15 protein-coding genes are annotated in these 16,135 nt (G+C 66.7%); 4 read left to right on the top strand and 11 right to left on the bottom strand.

All coding sequences use genetic code 11. The annotated features are described in order from the left end of the window. Positions 1-11 precede the first annotated feature (11 nt). Both MC45_RS12255 and MC45_RS12250 read right to left on the bottom strand, forming a co-directional pair. Positions 12-1,070: a ribonucleotide-diphosphate reductase subunit beta gene (locus MC45_RS12255; protein WP_038663577.1), complete on the bottom strand. Its 1,059-nt coding sequence runs from the start codon at positions 1,068-1,070 to the stop codon at positions 12-14. A gap of 49 nt (positions 1,071-1,119) precedes the next feature. Beyond that, positions 1,120-1,320: a hypothetical protein gene (locus MC45_RS12250; RefSeq protein WP_038663575.1), complete on the bottom strand. Its 201-nt coding sequence runs from the start codon at positions 1,318-1,320 to the stop codon at positions 1,120-1,122. Positions 1,321-1,406: 86 nt separating this feature from the next. Between MC45_RS12250 and MC45_RS12245 the strand changes: the two genes are divergently transcribed. Further along, positions 1,407-1,658 carry a DUF2171 domain-containing protein gene (locus tag MC45_RS12245; RefSeq protein WP_037531986.1) on the top strand — a complete coding sequence of 84 codons (252 nt, stop codon included), beginning with the start codon at positions 1,407-1,409 and terminating at the stop codon, positions 1,656-1,658. Between the two features lie 74 nt (positions 1,659-1,732). Here the strand turns inward: MC45_RS12245 and MC45_RS12240 are convergent, their stop codons facing one another. The 3 genes from MC45_RS12240 to MC45_RS12230 all read right to left on the bottom strand — a co-directional run bounded on the left by MC45_RS12240 (position 1,733) and on the right by MC45_RS12230 (position 7,599). After that, complete coding sequence (locus tag MC45_RS12240) at positions 1,733-2,152, bottom strand: endonuclease domain-containing protein (protein WP_038663572.1); 420 nt, start codon at positions 2,150-2,152, stop codon at positions 1,733-1,735. 143 nt (positions 2,153-2,295) lie between these two features. After that, entirely contained in the window at positions 2,296-4,242 is a 1,947-nt protein-coding gene (locus MC45_RS12235; RefSeq protein WP_038663568.1) for a ribonucleoside-diphosphate reductase subunit alpha, read from the bottom strand. A gap of 705 nt (positions 4,243-4,947) precedes the next feature. Continuing rightward, entirely contained in the window at positions 4,948-7,599 is a 2,652-nt protein-coding gene (locus tag MC45_RS12230; RefSeq protein ID WP_156143831.1) for an EAL domain-containing protein, read from the bottom strand. 971 nt (positions 7,600-8,570) lie between these two features. On the opposite strand from MC45_RS12230, the gene MC45_RS12225 reads away from it, so the two are divergent. Both MC45_RS12225 and MC45_RS12220 read left to right on the top strand, forming a co-directional pair. Next, positions 8,571-10,091 (top strand): fumarate hydratase, encoded by a 1,521-nt coding sequence (locus tag MC45_RS12225; RefSeq protein ID WP_038663565.1) that lies wholly within the window; start codon positions 8,571-8,573, stop codon positions 10,089-10,091. Positions 10,092-10,197: 106 nt separating this feature from the next. After that, the gene (locus MC45_RS12220; protein WP_038663562.1) at positions 10,198-10,647 is read left to right on the top strand and encodes a DUF2501 domain-containing protein; all 450 of its coding nucleotides are present in this window, start codon (positions 10,198-10,200) and stop codon (positions 10,645-10,647) included. On the opposite strand, the gene MC45_RS12215 is transcribed toward MC45_RS12220, so the two are convergent. The 3 genes from MC45_RS12215 to MC45_RS12205 all read right to left on the bottom strand — a co-directional run bounded on the left by MC45_RS12215 (position 10,622) and on the right by MC45_RS12205 (position 12,802). Further along, positions 10,622-11,170 carry a GNAT family N-acetyltransferase gene (locus MC45_RS12215; RefSeq protein ID WP_052075647.1) on the bottom strand — a complete coding sequence of 183 codons (549 nt, stop codon included), beginning with the start codon at positions 11,168-11,170 and terminating at the stop codon, positions 10,622-10,624. The two genes, MC45_RS12220 and MC45_RS12215, sit on opposite strands and share 26 nt — an antisense overlap. A 54-nt stretch (positions 11,171-11,224) precedes the next feature. Beyond that, entirely contained in the window at positions 11,225-11,821 is a 597-nt protein-coding gene (locus tag MC45_RS12210) for a hypothetical protein (RefSeq protein ID WP_038663559.1), read from the bottom strand. Between the two features lie 456 nt (positions 11,822-12,277). Next, the gene (locus tag MC45_RS12205) at positions 12,278-12,802 is read right to left on the bottom strand and encodes a hypothetical protein (protein WP_038663556.1); all 525 of its coding nucleotides are present in this window, start codon (positions 12,800-12,802) and stop codon (positions 12,278-12,280) included. Positions 12,803-12,903: 101 nt separating this feature from the next. Here MC45_RS12205 and MC45_RS12200 point away from each other — a divergent pair, with 101 nt between their 5' ends. Next, entirely contained in the window at positions 12,904-13,284 is a 381-nt protein-coding gene (locus tag MC45_RS12200) for a PRC-barrel domain-containing protein (RefSeq protein ID WP_038663553.1), read from the top strand. On the opposite strand, the gene MC45_RS12195 is transcribed toward MC45_RS12200, so the two are convergent. The 3 genes from MC45_RS12195 to uvrB all read right to left on the bottom strand — a co-directional run bounded on the left by MC45_RS12195 (position 13,281) and on the right by uvrB (position 16,121). Continuing rightward, complete coding sequence (locus tag MC45_RS12195) at positions 13,281-13,601, bottom strand: HigA family addiction module antitoxin (protein WP_038663550.1); 321 nt, start codon at positions 13,599-13,601, stop codon at positions 13,281-13,283. The two genes, MC45_RS12200 and MC45_RS12195, sit on opposite strands and share 4 nt — an antisense overlap. Further along, complete coding sequence (locus tag MC45_RS12190) at positions 13,573-13,857, bottom strand: type II toxin-antitoxin system RelE/ParE family toxin (protein WP_038663548.1); 285 nt, start codon at positions 13,855-13,857, stop codon at positions 13,573-13,575. Before MC45_RS12190 ends, MC45_RS12195 begins: the two co-directional genes overlap by 29 nt. 65 nt (positions 13,858-13,922) lie before the next feature. Continuing rightward, positions 13,923-16,121 carry an excinuclease ABC subunit UvrB gene (uvrB, locus tag MC45_RS12185; RefSeq protein WP_038663545.1) on the bottom strand — a complete coding sequence of 733 codons (2,199 nt, stop codon included), beginning with the start codon at positions 16,119-16,121 and terminating at the stop codon, positions 13,923-13,925. Between the last annotated feature and the right edge of the window lie 14 nt (positions 16,122-16,135).

Below are 16,135 nucleotides of genomic sequence, written 5' to 3'. Positions count from 1 at the left end.
TCCCCCTTCCGTTACTCCGCCGCAACCCCAGCCTGCGAGAACATATCCCCGCTGGCCTCGCCCGCATCCTCGTTCGCCGGGCGGCCGATCTTGGCCTTCTGGCGCTTGTCGAACGAATCCCAGACGTCGTTCCACTGGCCCTTGGTCGCGGCCTTCGAATATTCGGTCGCGCGCTGTTCGAAGAAATTGGCGTGCTCGACGCCGTTCAGCATCGGCGCCAGCCACGGCAGCGGGTGTTCGTCGATCATGTAGATCGGCTTGAGGCCGAGCTGCCCCATCCGCCAGTCCGCGATGTAGCGGATGTACTTCTTGATCTCCTTGGGCGTCATGCCGTTGACCGGGCCCATCTCGAACGCGAGGTCGATGAAATTGTCCTCGAGCCGGATCGTCGTCTGGCAGACGTCGGCGATATCGTCCTTCACCGCCTTGGTCAGGCACTGGCGCTCGTGGCAGAAGGTGTGGAACATCTTGATGATGCCCTCGCAATGCAGGCTCTCGTCGCGGATCGACCAGGTGACGATCTGGCCCATGCCCTTCATCTTGTTGAAGCGCGGGAAGTTCATCAGCATCGCGAAGCTGGCGAAGAGCTGCACGCCCTCGGTGAAGCCGCCGAACATGGCGAGCGTGCGGGCGATGTCCTCGTCGTTCTCGACGCCGAAATTCTGCATATAGTCATGCTTTTCCTTCATCTCGGCATATTCGAGGAAGGCGCCATATTCGCTCTCGGGCATGCCGATCGTGTCGAGCAGATGGCTGTAGGCGGCGATATGCACCGTCTCCATGTTGCTGAACGCGGTCAGCATCATCTTGACCTCGGTCGGCTTGAACACGCGGCCGTATTTCTCGTGGTAGCAATCCTGCACCTCGACGTCGGCCTGGGTGAAGAAGCGGAAGATCTGGGTGAGCAGGTTGCGTTCGTGATCGGTCAGCTTCTGCGCCCAGTCGCGGCAATCCTCGCCCAGCGGCACCTCTTCGGGGAGCCAGTGGAGCTGCTGCTGACGCTTCCAGAATTCGAACGCCCAGGGGTATTCGAACGGCTTGTACTGCTTGCGGGCTTCGAGGAGGGACATGGGGACTACTCCGTGGGATCTTCGTAAATAGGATATCGGGCGAAAGAGGTTAGGGCTGGCCGCTCCATTGCCACATCGCATGCGCCGAAAAGGCGAGGACGATGGCGAGGGAGACGGCCATGATGCCGGCCATGCGGTAGACGTAGACGCGCGCCGGCCCCTGCGGGCGGCGCAGCTCGAACAGCATCCACGCGCCGCCGAGGCCGAACACCGCGGCGACCGCGAACATGACGAGGCTCTGCAGCGGCATCAGGGCTCGGCTCGGGCAGGGACGCGCGATGCATCCAATTGCGGGGCGGGTCGTTGGACCGCCGAACCCCTTGCAGGAGCTTTGTCATGCACGATCACAGCAACATCAAAGAGCATATGACCGTCATCGGCGCCGACGGCGTCCACGTCGGCACCGTCGACCACGTCGAGGGCGAGCGCATCAAGCTCACCAAGAACGATTCGCCGAGCACCGAGGACGGGCAGGGCGGCAAGCATCATTACCTGCCCGCCGGCCTCGTCGCCGAGATCGAGGGCGATACGGTGCGGCTGTCGGCCACCGCCGCCAATGCGGTGGACATGTTCGAAGAGGCGGAGTGATCCGCACTTTCCCTCTCCCAGCGGGAGAGGGAAGGAGCCGCCGTCAGGCGGCGGAAGGGTGAGGGCGGTGCCGGTCATGCGGTGCCGCCCTTTTTCTGTGCGTGGTCACCCTCATCCTTCCGCGCCTCCGGCGCTCCCTCCTTCTCCCGGAGGGAGAAGGAAATGCGCGCCAGAACGCCGTCGAGGTTCGTCATCACGTCAGGGTTGGCGAAGCGGATCACGGAAAAGCCTTGGCGTTGGATGAAGCGGGTGCGGATGGCGTCGGCTTCCGGCGTGGCGGCGTGGGTGTCGCCGTCGACCTCGATGACGAGGCGTTCGGAGAAGCAGAGGATGTCGGCTCGGTAAGGCCCGATGGGTGTCTGATGGCGCCACTTCAGCGTCGGGAATGCCGCACGTAATCCATACAGCAGACGACGCTCGGGTTCCGATGCGGCACGACGGAGTTGCCGGGCGTGCTCGACCGTACCGGAAGGCTGGTTTTTGTAGAGACGCATCTCACCCTCACCCTTCCGCCGCTGCGCGGCTCCCTCCCTCTCCCGATGGGAGAAGGAATGGTGGCCACCTCACCCTCTCCCTCCGGGAGAGGGAGGGGCCCGCCCGACGCAGTCGGGTGGGAGGGTGAGGGCGACCTATGCGCTCACTGGCACGCCAGACATTCGTCATAGTCGGTCGTCTCGCCGATCTCGAACTTGGGTGCGGCGATCGTATTGTCCGCCTCGACCCCGCCCGATCCGGCGAACCCGGCGCGCTGCACCGACTTGGAGCGCAGGTAATAGAGCGACTTGATGCCGAGCTCCCAGGCGCGGAAGTGGAGCATCAACAGATCCCACTTCTCGACGTCGGCGGGGATGAACAGGTTCAGCGACTGCGCCTGGTCGATATAGGGCGTGCGGTCCCCGGCGAGTTCGAGCAGCCAGCGCTGGTCGATCTCGAAGCTGGTCTTGTAGCAGTCCTTCTCCTCCACCGAGAGGAAGTCGAGATGCTGGACCGAACCGCCATGTTCGAGGATCGAGTTCCACACCGCGTCGCTGTTCTTCGATTTCTCGTTGAGCAGCTTTTCGAGATAGGGGTTCTTGACCGAGAAGCTGCCCGACAGCGTCTTGTGCGTGTAGATGTTGGCCGGGATCGGCTCGATGCACGCGCTGGTGCCGCCGCAGATGATGCTGATCGACGCGGTCGGCGCGATCGCCATCTTGCAGCTGAACCGCTCCATCGCGCCGGTGTCGGCGGCGTCGGGGCAGGGGCCGCGCTCGATCGCGAGCTGCATCGAGGCTTCGTCCGCCTGGCCCTTGATGTGCTTGAACATCCGCAGGTTCCACGACTTGGCCATCGCCCCCTCGAACGGCAGGCCGCGCGCCTGGAGGAAGGAGTGGAAGCCCATCACGCCGAGCCCGACCGAACGTTCGCGGCCCGCGCTATAGGCGGCGCGCTCCATGCCCGGCTCGTGGCGGTCGATATAATCCTGCAGGACGTTGTCGAGGAAGCGCATCACGTCCTCGATGAAGCCCTTCTCGTCCTTCCACTGGTCCCATGTCTCGAGGTTGAGGCTCGACAGGCAGCAGACCGCGGTGCGGTCGTTGCCGAGATGGTCGACGCCGGTCGGCAGCGTGATCTCGCTGCACAGGTTCGAGGTCGACACCTTGAGGCCCAGCTCGCGATGATGCTTGGGCATGTTGGAATTCACGTGGTCGGCAAAGACGATGTACGGTTCGCCGGTCTGCAGGCGGGTCTCGACCAGCTTCTGGAACAGCGATCGTGCATCCACCGTCTGGCGGATCGTCTGATCCTTCGGACTGCGGAGATGCCATTCCTCGCCGTTGCGCACCGCCTCCATGAAGGCATCGGTGAGCAGCACGCCGTGGTGCAGGTTGAGCGCCTTGCGGTTGAAATCGCCCGAGGGTTTGCGGATCTCGAGGAATTCCTCGATCTCCGGATGGCTGATGTCGAGATAGCAGGCGGCCGAGCCGCGGCGCAGCGAACCCTGCGAGATCGCGAGCGTCAGGCTGTCCATCACGCGGACGAAGGGGATGATGCCGCTGGTCTTGCCGTTGAGGCCGACCGGCTCGCCGATGCCGCGGACGTTGCCCCAATAGGTGCCGATGCCGCCGCCGCGGCTGGCCAGCCAGACGTTCTCGTTCCACGTGTCGACGATGCCGTTGAGGCTGTCGGGGACCGAATTGAGATAGCAGCTGATCGGCAGGCCGCGCCCGGTGCCGCCGTTCGACAGCACCGGCGTCGCCGGCATGAACCACAGCTTCGAGATATAATCGTACAGGCGCTGTGCATGCGCGGCATCGTCGGCATAGGCCGAGGCGACGCGGACGAAGAGGTCCTGATAGCTCTCGCCCGGCAGCAGATAGCGGTCGTTCAGCGTCTCCTTGCCGAAGTCGGTGAGCAGCGCGTCGCGGCTATGGTCGACCTCGACCGGATAGGGGCGGGCGCGGACCGCCTTGCTGCCGGTGCCGACCGCCTCGGTTGCGGGGGAGGCGGTGGTGGCGCGTGCCGCATCGGTGGTGGCTTCGCCGGCCGGTGCTTCGATCGTGTCGCTGGTCATTGCTTCACCCTGCGTGTCCCTGAAATCCATCGAAACCGATCCTTCGTTCTCTAAGTGTTCGAATCGGCGGTGCATTCTCATGCTACCACCAAGGCGGCCCGAGGAAGAGAACAAAATGAGCACATCGCGACTACGCGGCTTGCCCGGTGCCGATGCCCGATATGGGGATCGACGGTGTTCTCTACCAGCAATTGGGTCCGCCCCCGAACTCAACCCCCACAAGTTGTGGCAAACCGACGCGGCAGGCAAGGGGGTAATGCGGCGGAGCGAGGCCGGTTCCGCCCCGCCGGTGCACCCCGGCAGCGGACGATGCCGCACGACGCGCGGACTTCCGCGGGTTACGGAAAGCGCAAGGGAACGATGCGGGAACGAAAATTTTTAGTCGCGGCGAATCCGGACATGAATCACGCGCCTAGCGGGTAGGGCGGGACTAAGGTGGGACCGACATTCAGTCTAATTCCTCCCCCGCTAGGGCAGGGCTATCGCATATGAAGATTTCTGTGAGTCCGTCGTGTGCAAACCCACCCCGTCACCCCGGACTTGTTCCGGGGTCCACCCCGCGGCGAGGAGAAAGGCTTGGTTCTGTACCGTCCTCTTGCGGCCCGGTGGACCCCGAACGAGTCCGGGGTGACGAATCTCGTGAGGAAACCAATCGAGCCTTATCAGCTAGTCATATGAGATAGCCCTGCCCGCCAGGGGGAGGAATTACGTTACGCCGATGAGGCTCGATGGGGACTAGGTCGCGCGGCGGGCGACGCGGCCGGGCTGTGCCTGCTGGAGCCGGTCGAGGTTGAAATTCTCGGCGAAATGCAGCCCTGCCTTGCCGTCCTGCGCCCAGGCGACGCGGGCGGCGAACATCTGGTCCTCGACCAGTTCGATCAGTACGTCGAGCCCGACCGCCTCGTCGTCGATCGCGACGCCGTCGATCATCGCGCCGCTCGCGGAGATGTTGCGGATGCGCACGTCGCCCTGCGTGCGGCCGATCGCGAGCCGCGCCGAGCGCAGCATCTTGGTGCGCGGCGCGCGGCTCACCTTGTGGCCGACCGGCGCGGCCTGCACCGCGCCGCCGAGCTGCACGATCACCTCCGCATCGGCGATGCCGGCGCCGTAGACGAAGCCCTGGATATGGCTGCAGCCCAGGGTGCGGACGAGCTCGATCTCGTCCTGGATCTCGACGCCTTCGGCGGTCGTCTCCATGGCGAGCGTATCGGCGAGCGTGACGATGGCGCGGATGATCGCCGCATTGCGGTTGCCCGGCTGTGCCGCGCCGCGGACGAAGCTCTGGTCGATCTTGATCTTGTCGAACGGCGCGGTGCGCAGATAGCCGAGGCTGGAATAGCCGGTGCCGAAATCGTCGAGCGCGAGGCGGACGCCGAGCGCCTTCAGCGAGCGGAACATCGCATCGGTCGCGCCAGATTCGTCGAGGAACACGCCCTCGGTGATCTCCAGCTCAAGCCGTGACGCGGGCAGGCCGCTGCGCGCCAGCGCCGAGGTGACGATCGCCGGGAAGGCGGGGTTGGCGAACTGGATCGGCGAGACGTTGACCGCGACGCGTACCGCGCGCGGCCAGCGCGCGGCGGCGTCGCAGGCGGTGCGCAGCACCCATTCGCCGAGCGCCTCGATCAGTCCGCATTCCTCCGCCACCGGGATGAAGTCGGCGGGCGAGATGCGGCCGCGCACCGGATGCTGCCAGCGCAGCAGCGCCTCATAGCCGGTGATTTCCTCGGTCGCGGTCGAGACCACGGGTTGATAATGGAGGTGGAAGCCGCCCTCCGCCAGCGCGGCGCGCATGTCGTCCTCCAGCGCCTTGCGGCTCTTCGCGCCCGACAGCATCTCCTCGGAGAAGAAGCGGTGGACGCCGCGGCCGTCGGCCTTGGCGGCATAGAGCGCGAGATCGGCGTTGCGGACCAGCTCCTCGGCATTGTCGCCGTGCTGGGGGGCGATGGCGATGCCGATCGAACAGCCGATCGTCACCGTCGCGCCGGCGATGAAATAGGGCTGTGACAGCGCGGCGATCAGTTCCCGGGCGAGCGTCGTCAACGTATCGCGATGGTCGATCGCGGGCAGCAGCACCTTGAATTCGTCGCCGCCCAGCCGGCCGACCAGCCCGACCGCGCCGACGACGCGTTCGAGCCGTTGCGCGACCTGCTTGAGCAAGGCATCGCCGGCCTGATGGCCGAGCGTGTCGTTGACCGCCTTGAACCGGTCGAGGTCCATCAGGAACAGCGAGGCGGGGCGCAGCACGCCGCCCTGCGGTTGCAGCGTCTTTTCGAGGCTCTGGCGCATGCGCTGGCGGTTGGCGAGGCCGGTGAGGCCGTCGAACAGCGCAAGGCGGGTGATCTCGGCATCGGACTTGCGCTTCTCGGTGAGGTCGCTGCCCGAGCCGATGAAGCCCTGGAAGCGGCCGAGATCGTCGATCACCGGCCGGCCCGAGATCGACCACCAGCGATCGGGCTCGGTGCCGTCGGTGCTGCCGGTCGCGCAGACGGTATAATCGGCGAACGAGGTGCGCGACGAGATGTGGAAGGCGAGGGTGCGTTCGGTGCCCGGCGAGGCGCTGTCCATCCGGAACACGTCGGTGAGCAGGCAGCCGCCGGGATCGCGATAGGGCGGGGCGAGCGCCGCGGCGACCTTGGCGGAGAGATAGGTGATGCGGCCCTGGCGGTCGGCCTCCCAGAACCAGCCGGTGCCATGGCCTTCGAATTCGGCGATCATCTTGACCGCGAGGTTGCCTTCGCGCGCGGCGGAGACGCGGCGCTGCACCGCGAGGCCGTCGAGCCGGGCGAGCCGCGCGGTGGCGACGCCGAGGCAGACGAGGAAGGCGAGCGCGACCAGCGCCGGCAGCACGCTGTCGGACAGGAGCGCGAGCATCAGCACCAGCCCGGCGCCGAAGCCGAGCGTCGCGGCGCGGACCGGGTGGAGGGCGATGCTGGTCATGCCGATCGCGCCGGCGAGGCCGACGAAGCAGCCGAGCTGGACCGGGCTGATCGGCAGCCGCGTCGACGCCCAGAGCAGCCAGAGCAGGGCGGCGGCGGCGACGGTGGCGCTCGCCACCAGACCGCGGGTGCGGACGTGCGGCGGCCAGCTGCGCGGCCGCGACGCGGCGAGCAGCGCATAGGCGGCGAGCGAGGGCAGCAGCAGCGCCGCGATGGCGACGACGATGCCGACCGGCGCGCCGTTGGTGGCGACGTCGCCCAGCGCCGCGCCGATCAGCACCGCGCTGGCGATTCCCTGTGCGGCGAGCGCGAACGGCCAGATCGTGCGGACGTGCGCGAGATGGCCGGCGTGCATCTGCGCCTCATGGTCGCTCTGTTCGCCGCCGAGACCGAGCAGGCGCAGCACCGGGACGGCGGGGATCTGATCGGGCGTGGGGGAGGGCAGGGGCATGACGCGTAAAATAACGTGTGATGGTTGAGAAAGCTTTGCGATCACGGGGGTTTTTGGGTCGCGGTGCCGGCGTTCGTCACCTTCGGGCAAAGGAGTGGGCGCGCGGGTTTTCGGGTGCGTCAGGCATGTGCAGTGCTCCCGCGCAGGCGGGAGCCCAGGGTCACGTACGCTACGAGAAGTTGTTTTGCTTGGCCCTGGGTTCCCGCCTTCGCGGGAACACTGGAGGGGGCGACATCGCGGGGTGTTCGCAGACCTCCCGCCTCCGCCGGGGTGCGTCGCATGTGCAGTGCTCCCGCGCAGGCGGGAGCCCAGGGTCGTGTACGCTACGAGAAGTTGTTTTGCTTGGCCCTGGGTTCCCGCCTTCGCGGGAACACTGAGGGGGCGACATCGCGGGGTGTTCGCGAACCTCCCGCCTCCGCCGGGGTGCGTCGGGCATGTGCAGTGCTCCCGCGCAGGCGGGAGTCCAAGGTCGCGTACGCCACGAGACGTTGCTTTGCTTGGCTCTGGGTTCCTGCTTTCGCGGGAACACTGGCGGGGGGCGACATGGCGGGGTCTCGCGGACCTCCCGCCTCCGCGGGGGCGCGTCGGGCATGTGCAGTGCTCCCGCGCAGGCGGGAGCCCAGGGTCACGTACGCCAAGAGACGTTGTTTTGCTTGGCTCTGGGTTCCCGCCTTCGCGGGGAACACTGGCGGGGGCGACATCGCGGGGTTTCGCGGCTTCCCGCCTCCGCCGGGGTGTGTCGGGCATGTGCAGTGCTCCCGCGCAGGCGGGAGCCCAGGGCCATGAACGCCATGAGACGTTGTTTTGCGTGACTCTGGGTTCCCGCTTTCGCGGGAACACTGGAGGGGGGCGGCATCGCGGGGCTTCGCAGAACGCCCGGCAAGTGGCGGGGACGACACCGGCTCCGGTCCGAAACGTGCCTTGGCGGCCATCCTTCCGGGCTTTAAGGCGGGCGCGAAGGAGCCCGCCCCGTGACCACGACCATCCGCGCCACCGACCTGATCGACAGCGTCGCCGATGCGCTGCAATTCATCAGTTACTATCATCCGATGGATTACATCCGCGCGCTCGGCGAGGCCTATCAGGCCGAGCGGAGCCCGGCGGCGAAGGACGCGATCGCGCAGATCCTGACCAACAGCCGGATGTGCGCCGAAGGGCATCGGCCGATCTGCCAGGATACCGGCATCGTCACCGTCTTCGTCAAATGGGGGCAGGATTGCCGGCTCGACAGCGACCTGTCGTTGCAGGAGGTGATCGACGAGGGCGTGCGGCGGGCGTACCTGCACCCCGAGAACAAGCTGCGCGCCTCGATCCTCGCCGATCCGGCGTTCACCCGGCGCAACACGCGCGACAACACGCCGTCGGTGCTGCACGTCGAGATGGTGCCGGGGTCGCGCGTGTCGGTCGACGTCGCCGCCAAGGGCGGCGGGTCGGAGAACAAGTCCAAGTTCAAGATGATGAACCCGAGCGACAGCATCGTCGACTGGGTGCTGGAGATGATCCCGCAAATGGGCGCGGGCTGGTGCCCGCCGGGGATGCTGGGCATCGGCATCGGCGGCACCGCCGAAAAGGCGATGCTGCTCGCCAAGCAATCGCTGATGGGTGCGATCGACATGGGGCAGCTCAAGGCACGCGGCCCGAAGAACGATATCGAGGCGCTGCGCATCGAACTGATGGACAAGGTCAATGCGCTTGGCATCGGTGCGCAGGGGCTGGGCGGTCTGTCGACGATCCTCGACGTCAAGATCCTCGACTGGCCGACGCATGCCGCGTCCAAGCCGGTGGCGATGATCCCCAATTGCGCCGCGACGCGCCACGCGCATTTCACGCTCGACGGCAGCGGCCCGTCCTATCTCGAGGCGCCGAAGCTCAGCGACTGGCCGCAGGTCGACTGGCAGCCGGACAGCGCCGCGATCCGCGTCGATCTCGACGCGCTGACGCCCGAGGTGGTGGCGCAGTGGAAGCATGGCGACCGGCTGCTGCTCAACGGCAAGATGATGACCGGGCGCGACGCCGCGCACAAGCGTATCGCCGACATGCTGGCCAAGGGCGAGCCGCTGCCGGTCGATTTCCGCGGGCGCGTGATCTATTATGTCGGGCCGGTCGATCCGGTCGGCGAGGAGGTCGTCGGGCCGGCGGGGCCGACGACGGCGACGCGGATGGACAAATTCACCCGCATGATGCTCGACCAGGGGCTGCTCGCGATGGTCGGCAAGGCCGAGCGCGGCCCGGCGGCGACCGAGGCGATCGCCGAGGCGAAGAGCGCCTATCTGATGGCGGTCGGCGGTGCGGCGTATCTCGTCGCGCGGGCGATCAAGGGGTCGAAGGTGGTCGGCTTCGAGGATCTCGGCATGGAGGCGATCTACGAATTCGAGGTCAGCGACTTCCCGGTCACCGTCGCGGTCGACAGCGCGGGGCAGAACGTCCATCAGCTCGCGCCTCTGGTGTGGCGCGAGAAGATCGCACGCGAGGGGCTGCTGACGCCGGCGTGAGCGGAGGCGGCAGTAGCGGGACGGGCCGAGCCATCGCCGCGGGCGGCGGTGGAACGGCGCCCGCGGCGGGTGGTTGGTTGGCCATCATGACGATGGGAGCCCTGCCATGAAGACGATCCTTGCCGCCGCGCTGATCCTCGCGCCGACGCTGGCGAGCGCGCAGACCGCCGATCCGGCACCGCAGACCGGGGGTGCCACCGGTACGTCGCAGGCCGGGGGGTGGCTGGGGCAGGCGCAGAGCCTGCTCGGCGGCGGCGGCGGGGCCGGGGCGCTGCCGCGGATCGGGTCGATCGGCGCGGGCAATGCCGCCGGGCTGCTCGGCTATTGCGTCAAGAACCGGTTGCTCGGCACCGGTGGCGGCGCGTCGGGCGCGGCGGGTGTGCTCGGACGGCTGACCGGACAGAAGGACGTGCAGAGCCAGCCGGGCTATGCGGCGGGCCAGGCGGGGCAGGTACAGGCGCCGGGCGGGCAGGCGCTGTCGCTCGACGGGCTGCGCGGGCAGGTGAAGAACCAGGTGTGCAATCTGGTGCTCAACCGGGCAAAGGCGTTCCTTTGACCCGGCTGCGGCCGCCGGTGGTCGTCGGCGACTGCGGGATTGCGAGCTGGAAGAACTTGCGGTCCACCATCATCACCGGGAAATTCACCGGCAGGCCCATGCGCGATATCTCCCGAAAGCCGTTCTTCTTGTAGAAACGGTGCGCGCTGTGGAAGTCCCGCGCGGTACCGAGAAAGACGTTCTGCATCCCGTTTTGCCGGGCATGCTGTACCAGCGCATCGAGCAGCCCGACGGCGACGCCAAGCTCGCGACCGCGGGCATGCGCGGCGACGAACAACTTGCGCAGCGCGCCGTTGCGTTTGGCGATGTCCTTGAGGCCGATCGTGCCGACGATCTCGTCGTCGCGCTCCGCCACCCAGAACCCGCCGGCGCCGGTCTGATAGTAAGTGTCGATCGCCAGCAGATCCGGCTGATCGCCCGCGGTGATGGGCATCCCGAACTCGACCTGCTGGATCGGCAGGATCAGCGCCGGGATCCTGTCCCTGTCCGGCGCGGCATAGGGGCGGATGATCGTTGCAGCCATGATCCCGTTATAGAGCCACGCGCGCCGATGCGGTCGATCGGCGCGCGAACGGCGTTATCGGCGGCGGAAGAAGATCAGGAAGCTCGGCCGGTCGCGCACCGAGCTGAACGAGGATGCGGCCTGGTCGAGCCCAAGGGCTCGGGCGTGATCCGATAGCTGCGGGCCTTGCAGGCCGCTCATCACCCCGCGGTCCGCGTCGGGCGGCAGGCCGGGCGGATAGGTGCCGGAGACTTCGCAGACCGTCGTAGCGCAGCGGACGGTGAGCGGGTCGCTGCCGATGTTCGGGATATCGGCGAAGGCGCGGCGCAATTCGGTTTCCCGGCGTCCTGCCCAGCTCGCGTCGCGTGCTTCGGCCTGAAACCGGGCGTGCAGTTCCCGCGGGTCGCTTTCCGGCGGCGGAAGGTTGGCGGCGACTAGGTCATCTTGCGGTGACGATGAGGCGGCGGCGATCGGCTGCGGCGTGGGCGAAGCCGGCGGGGCGGTCGGTGCCGTCGTCGTGGACGGCGGCATCGGATTGGCGGGGATAATGCGAACGGGCGTCGTGTCCGGACGGGAGGGCACGACCGGATGGCGGCTATCGATCCGCCAGCCGAGCAGCGCAATCAGCGCGACGGCGAGCGCGACGATTCCGATGCGAACTCCAGGCGACATCCCGTCCCTCCCGATCATCTGTCCGGAAGGAACCTATCTTCGGACGCCGGCGAGTCAAAGCGGAAGTGCGGTCACGGCACGTTGGGCCAATGCGCCTTGCCCCAGATGTGAGAAGAGGGTGCCGTGCGCCTCCCGGCAGCCCGACACCCTCCAAACATGGTCAGCGGCCGGAGAGCTCCAGCCCGGGAAACCATGGGACCTCGTTCATCCTCGTCGTGCCGTTGATTGGGGGAGGATACCCCCCGACACGATTCAAACGGACGTCAGAAGCCGGTCCCCCGAACGAACCGAACCGAACTCACTGCTGAACCATGAGACATCGGATCACCTCCTTTCGCTTGTTGATAGCCATGTGACCGGACCCGGCCACACCCGCAATGTGCACATGCGCCGCGGTGGAAACAAGTCTTGTAATGCAGGGGATTTTACGCGACGATTCCGACCCTCGCCGCCGCGTCAGCCGCGGCAGTCCTCGGTCACCCGCTCGATCTCCGCCCAGGCCGGTACGACCAGCGTCGACGCGCCCGGCCGCTCGATCACGAAACGGCCGCGACTGAACCCCATCGCATCGAGCAGGCCGTCATTGGCCGCCAGCGTCGCGGCGAACGACGGCGGATTGCCGCCGTTCGGCTGGACCGGCAGCGCGCGCGCGATGCTGGTGGTGCGTATGGTGAGGGTGGTCGCGGCGCTGCCGTCGACCGACAGGATGATCTGGCGCCGGTCGCGGTCGCAGCGCAGCGCGAGGCGTGCGGGGCCGCCGGCGGGGGCGAAGCGCGCGATGCTGCCGCGCGTGTCGCGCTGCCAGGTCCAGTCGCCCGGGGTCAGCGGCCAGTCGCGCCAGTCGGCACCGCGCGGCGCGGCGGTGACCGGCGGCGCGGGCAGCGCCACCACCGGCTTGGGCGCGGGGGCGGGCGGTGCCACCGGCTGGGGCACGCAGGCGCTCGCGGCGAGCAGCAGGGCGGTGGCGGAAAGGATGCGCATCGGGCGGCTTATGCGGGAAGGGCGGCGATGCCTCAAGCGGCGTGCGCGTGGAACCGGCGCGGGCAACGGGCGGTTCACCCGTCAACAACCAGGAGCATCCGATGTCGACCGACAGCCAGTCTACCACCGCTACGCAATTGCTCGTCCAAGCGAACGTCGCCCACACGCTGAAGGTGGAGAGCCGTGACGGCGATCAGGTCGGGTCGGTCTATGCGCTGATGGTGCACAAGGGCACGGGCCGGTCGACGCATGCGGTGCTCAGCCTCGGCGGCTTCCTTGGCATGGGCAAGAGCTTCTATCCGCTGCCTTTCGAGCTGCTCCAGTTCGATCCGGTGCGCGACCTCTACGTGGTGACGATCGACCGCCGCCTGCTCGAGGGCGGGCCGAGCTGGTCGAACAACGCGCCGGTGTTCGACCAGGCCTATGCTGATCGCGTCGCGAGCTATTACGGGGTGAGCGCGGCAAACCTGACGACGGGCTAAGCGGCGCGGGGGACGATATGATCGAGATCGGCCCGGTAAACCGACCGGGCCTCTTCGAGATCATAGTCGTTCTGCAAACCGAGAAAAAACGTCTCGCTCATGCCGAAGTAACGAGCCAGTCGAAGCGCGGACTCGGCATCGACCGGCGCGCGTTCGTTCAACAGCGCGTCGAGCTTCTCACGGGCGATTCCCGCGCCCGTGGCGACCTCGGCAGCGGATATCTCGCTGCCGATCAGGAAATCCTCACGGAGGATTTCGCCCGGATGGATGTTCGGCAGTCGCTCGCTATCATCGATGATAATCCTCGATGCGGACATCGATCGCGCTCCCGTCCTCCCAGCGGAAGGTGATCCTCCACTGGGCGTTGATGCGAATACTATATGTTCCCTTACGGGCGCCCTTCAACTCCTCGAATCGATTGCCCGGCGGGATGAGCAGGTCGTGCGGGCTGACGATGCGGTTGAGCTGTCGCAGCTTGCGAAGCGCAGGACGCTGGATATCCGGCGGCAGCTTGCGGCTGCGGTCGCGGTTCCAGATGCGTTCCGTCTCAGTATCGGCAAAGCTGCGGATCATGGGGCCATCCTTCCACCCGATCCGTAGTTCGTTGCCTGACCAATGTTACCGCCGTCGGACGGCGCTTACCGCCCGCCGCGCCGGCCGCCCATCCGCATCTTCTGTTCCTTGCCATAGCGCGTCTTGCGGGTGCCGGGTTTGCCCTCGTTCGAGCGGCCCATGATCGGCGCCTTCTGCTCGTCGACGGGCAGGCCGAGTTCCTCGTTCTCCAACTGGCGGATCTCGTCGCGCAGCCGGCCGGCTTCCTCGAATTCGAGGTCGCTCGCCGCCTTGCGCATCCGCTTTTCGAGATCCTCGATATAGGCGCGCAGATTGTGGCCGACCATGTGCGGCCGGTCCTCGTCGATCGGAATCGTGACCTGGTCGCCCTGCGACACATGCGCGATAATGTCGCCGATGTTGCGCTTGATCGTCGTCGGCGTGATGCCGTGTTCGCGGTTATATTCCTCCTGCTTCTCGCGGCGGCGCGCGGTCTCATTCATCGCCCGCTCCATCGAGCCGGTGATGCGGTCGGCATAGAGGATGACGCGGCCGTCGACGTTGCGCGCGGCGCGACCGATCGTCTGGATCAGCGACGTCTCGGAGCGCAGGAAGCCCTCCTTGTCGGCGTCGAGGATCGCGACCAGCCCGCATTCGGGGATGTCCAATCCCTCGCGCAACAGGTTGATGCCGATCAACACGTCGTAGACGCCGAGGCGGAGGTCGCGGATGAGTTCGATACGCTCCAGCGTCTCGACGTCCGAATGCATGTAGCGGACCTTGATCCCCGCCTCATGCATATATTCGGTCAGATCCTCGGACATGCGCTTGGTCAGCGTCGTCACCAGCGTGCGATAGCCGGCGGCGGTGGTCTTGTGGCATTCCTGGATCAGGTCCTGCACCTGTTCCTCGACCGGCTTGATCTCGACGGGCGGGTCGATGAGGCCGGTGGGGCGGATGACCTGTTCGGCGAAGACGCCGCCGGTCTGCTCCATCTCCCAATTGCCCGGCGTGGCCGAGACGCTGACCGTCTGCGGACGCATCGCGTCCCATTCGTTGAAGCGCAGCGGCCGGTTGTCGATGCACGACGGCAGGCGGAAGCCATATTCGGCGAGCGTGATCTTGCGGCGGTGATCGCCGCGCGCCATCGCGCCGATCTGCGGCACCGTCTGGTGGCTCTCGTCGACGAACAGGACGGCGTTTTCCGGCAGATATTCGAATAAGGTGGGCGGTGGCTCGCCGGGGAGGCGGCCGGTGAGGAAGCGGCTGTAATTCTCGATTCCCGCGCAACTGCCCGTCGCGGCGATCATTTCGAGGTCGAAATTGGTGCGCTGCTCCAGCCGCTGCGCTTCGAGCAACTTGCCTTCGGCGACGAGTTCCTTGAGCCGCTCGGCGAGTTCGTGCTTGATCGCGTCGCCCGCCTGTTTGAGCGTCGGGCCGGGCGTGACGTAATGGCTGTTGGCGTAGACGCGTACGCTGTTGAGGCTCGCCACCTTCTTGCCGGTGAGCGGATCGAATTCGGTGATCTCCTCGATATCGTCGCCGAAGAAGGAGATGCGCCAGGCGCTGTCCTCGTAATGCGACGGGAAGATCTCGAGCGTGTCGCCCTTCACGCGGAAATTGCCGCGCGCGAAAGCGGCGTCATTGCGCTTGTATTGCAGCGCGACGAGCTTGCGGACGATCTCGCGCTGGTCGACGGTCGCGCCCTTCTTGAGGTCGAAGATCATCGCCGAATAGGTTTCGACCGAGCCGATACCGTAAAGGCACGACACCGAGGCGACGATGATGCAATCGTCGCGTTCAAGCAGCGAGCGCGTCGCCGAATGGCGCATCCGGTCGATCGACTCGTTGGTCGACGATTCCTTCTCGATATAGGTGTCCGAGCGCGGCACGTATGCCTCGGGCTGGTAGTAATCATAGTAACTGACGAAATATTCGACGGCGTTCTCGGGGAAGAAGCTCTTGAACTCGCCGTAGAGCTGCGCTGCGAGGATCTTGTTGGGAGCGAGGATCAACGCCGGGCGCTGCAATTCCTCGATCACCTTGGCCATGGTGAAGGTCTTGCCCGAGCCGGTGACGCCGAGCAGCACCTGATCCTTCTCGCCGGCGCGCGCGGTCGCGGTCAGCTCGGCGATCGCGGTCGGCTGGTCGCCGCTCGGGCTATATTCGCTGACCAGCTTGAACGGCCGGCCGCCCTCGACCTTGTCGGGACGTGCGGGGCGATGCGGAACGAAGCTTTCGCCGGTTTCCGGCTCGGCGAGGCTGGTGCGGATCTGGATGGCCATATCGGGAACGGATA

It is taken from the genome of Sphingomonas taxi (assembly GCF_000764535.1).
Lineage (GTDB): Bacteria > Pseudomonadota > Alphaproteobacteria > Sphingomonadales > Sphingomonadaceae > Sphingomonas > Sphingomonas taxi.
This window is presented reverse-complemented; position numbering and strand designations above follow the sequence as displayed.

Excerpts from the sequence above, each read along its gene's own strand:
- MC45_RS12255 (WP_038663577.1), bottom strand. The coding sequence starts at position 1,070 with ATGTCCCTCCTCGAAGCCCGCAAGCAGTACAAGCCGTTCGAATACCCC.
- MC45_RS12250 (WP_038663575.1), bottom strand. The coding sequence starts at position 1,320 with ATGCCGCTGCAGAGCCTCGTCATGTTCGCGGTCGCCGCGGTGTTCGGC.
- MC45_RS12245 (WP_037531986.1), top strand. The coding sequence starts at position 1,407 with ATGCACGATCACAGCAACATCAAAGAGCATATGACCGTCATCGGCGCC.
- MC45_RS12240 (WP_038663572.1), bottom strand. The coding sequence starts at position 2,152 with ATGCGTCTCTACAAAAACCAGCCTTCCGGTACGGTCGAGCACGCCCGG.
- MC45_RS12235 (WP_038663568.1), bottom strand. The coding sequence starts at position 4,242 with ATGGATTTCAGGGACACGCAGGGTGAAGCAATGACCAGCGACACGATC.
- MC45_RS12230 (WP_156143831.1), bottom strand. The coding sequence starts at position 7,599 with ATGCCCCTGCCCTCCCCCACGCCCGATCAGATCCCCGCCGTCCCGGTG.
- MC45_RS12220 (WP_038663562.1), top strand. The coding sequence starts at position 10,198 with ATGAAGACGATCCTTGCCGCCGCGCTGATCCTCGCGCCGACGCTGGCG.
- MC45_RS12215 (WP_052075647.1), bottom strand. The coding sequence starts at position 11,170 with ATGGCTGCAACGATCATCCGCCCCTATGCCGCGCCGGACAGGGACAGG.
- MC45_RS12210 (WP_038663559.1), bottom strand. The coding sequence starts at position 11,821 with ATGTCGCCTGGAGTTCGCATCGGAATCGTCGCGCTCGCCGTCGCGCTG.
- MC45_RS12205 (WP_038663556.1), bottom strand. The coding sequence starts at position 12,802 with ATGCGCATCCTTTCCGCCACCGCCCTGCTGCTCGCCGCGAGCGCCTGC.
- MC45_RS12200 (WP_038663553.1), top strand. The coding sequence starts at position 12,904 with ATGTCGACCGACAGCCAGTCTACCACCGCTACGCAATTGCTCGTCCAA.
- MC45_RS12195 (WP_038663550.1), bottom strand. The coding sequence starts at position 13,601 with ATGTCCGCATCGAGGATTATCATCGATGATAGCGAGCGACTGCCGAAC.
- MC45_RS12190 (WP_038663548.1), bottom strand. The coding sequence starts at position 13,857 with ATGATCCGCAGCTTTGCCGATACTGAGACGGAACGCATCTGGAACCGC.
- uvrB (WP_038663545.1), bottom strand. The coding sequence starts at position 16,121 with ATGGCCATCCAGATCCGCACCAGCCTCGCCGAGCCGGAAACCGGCGAA.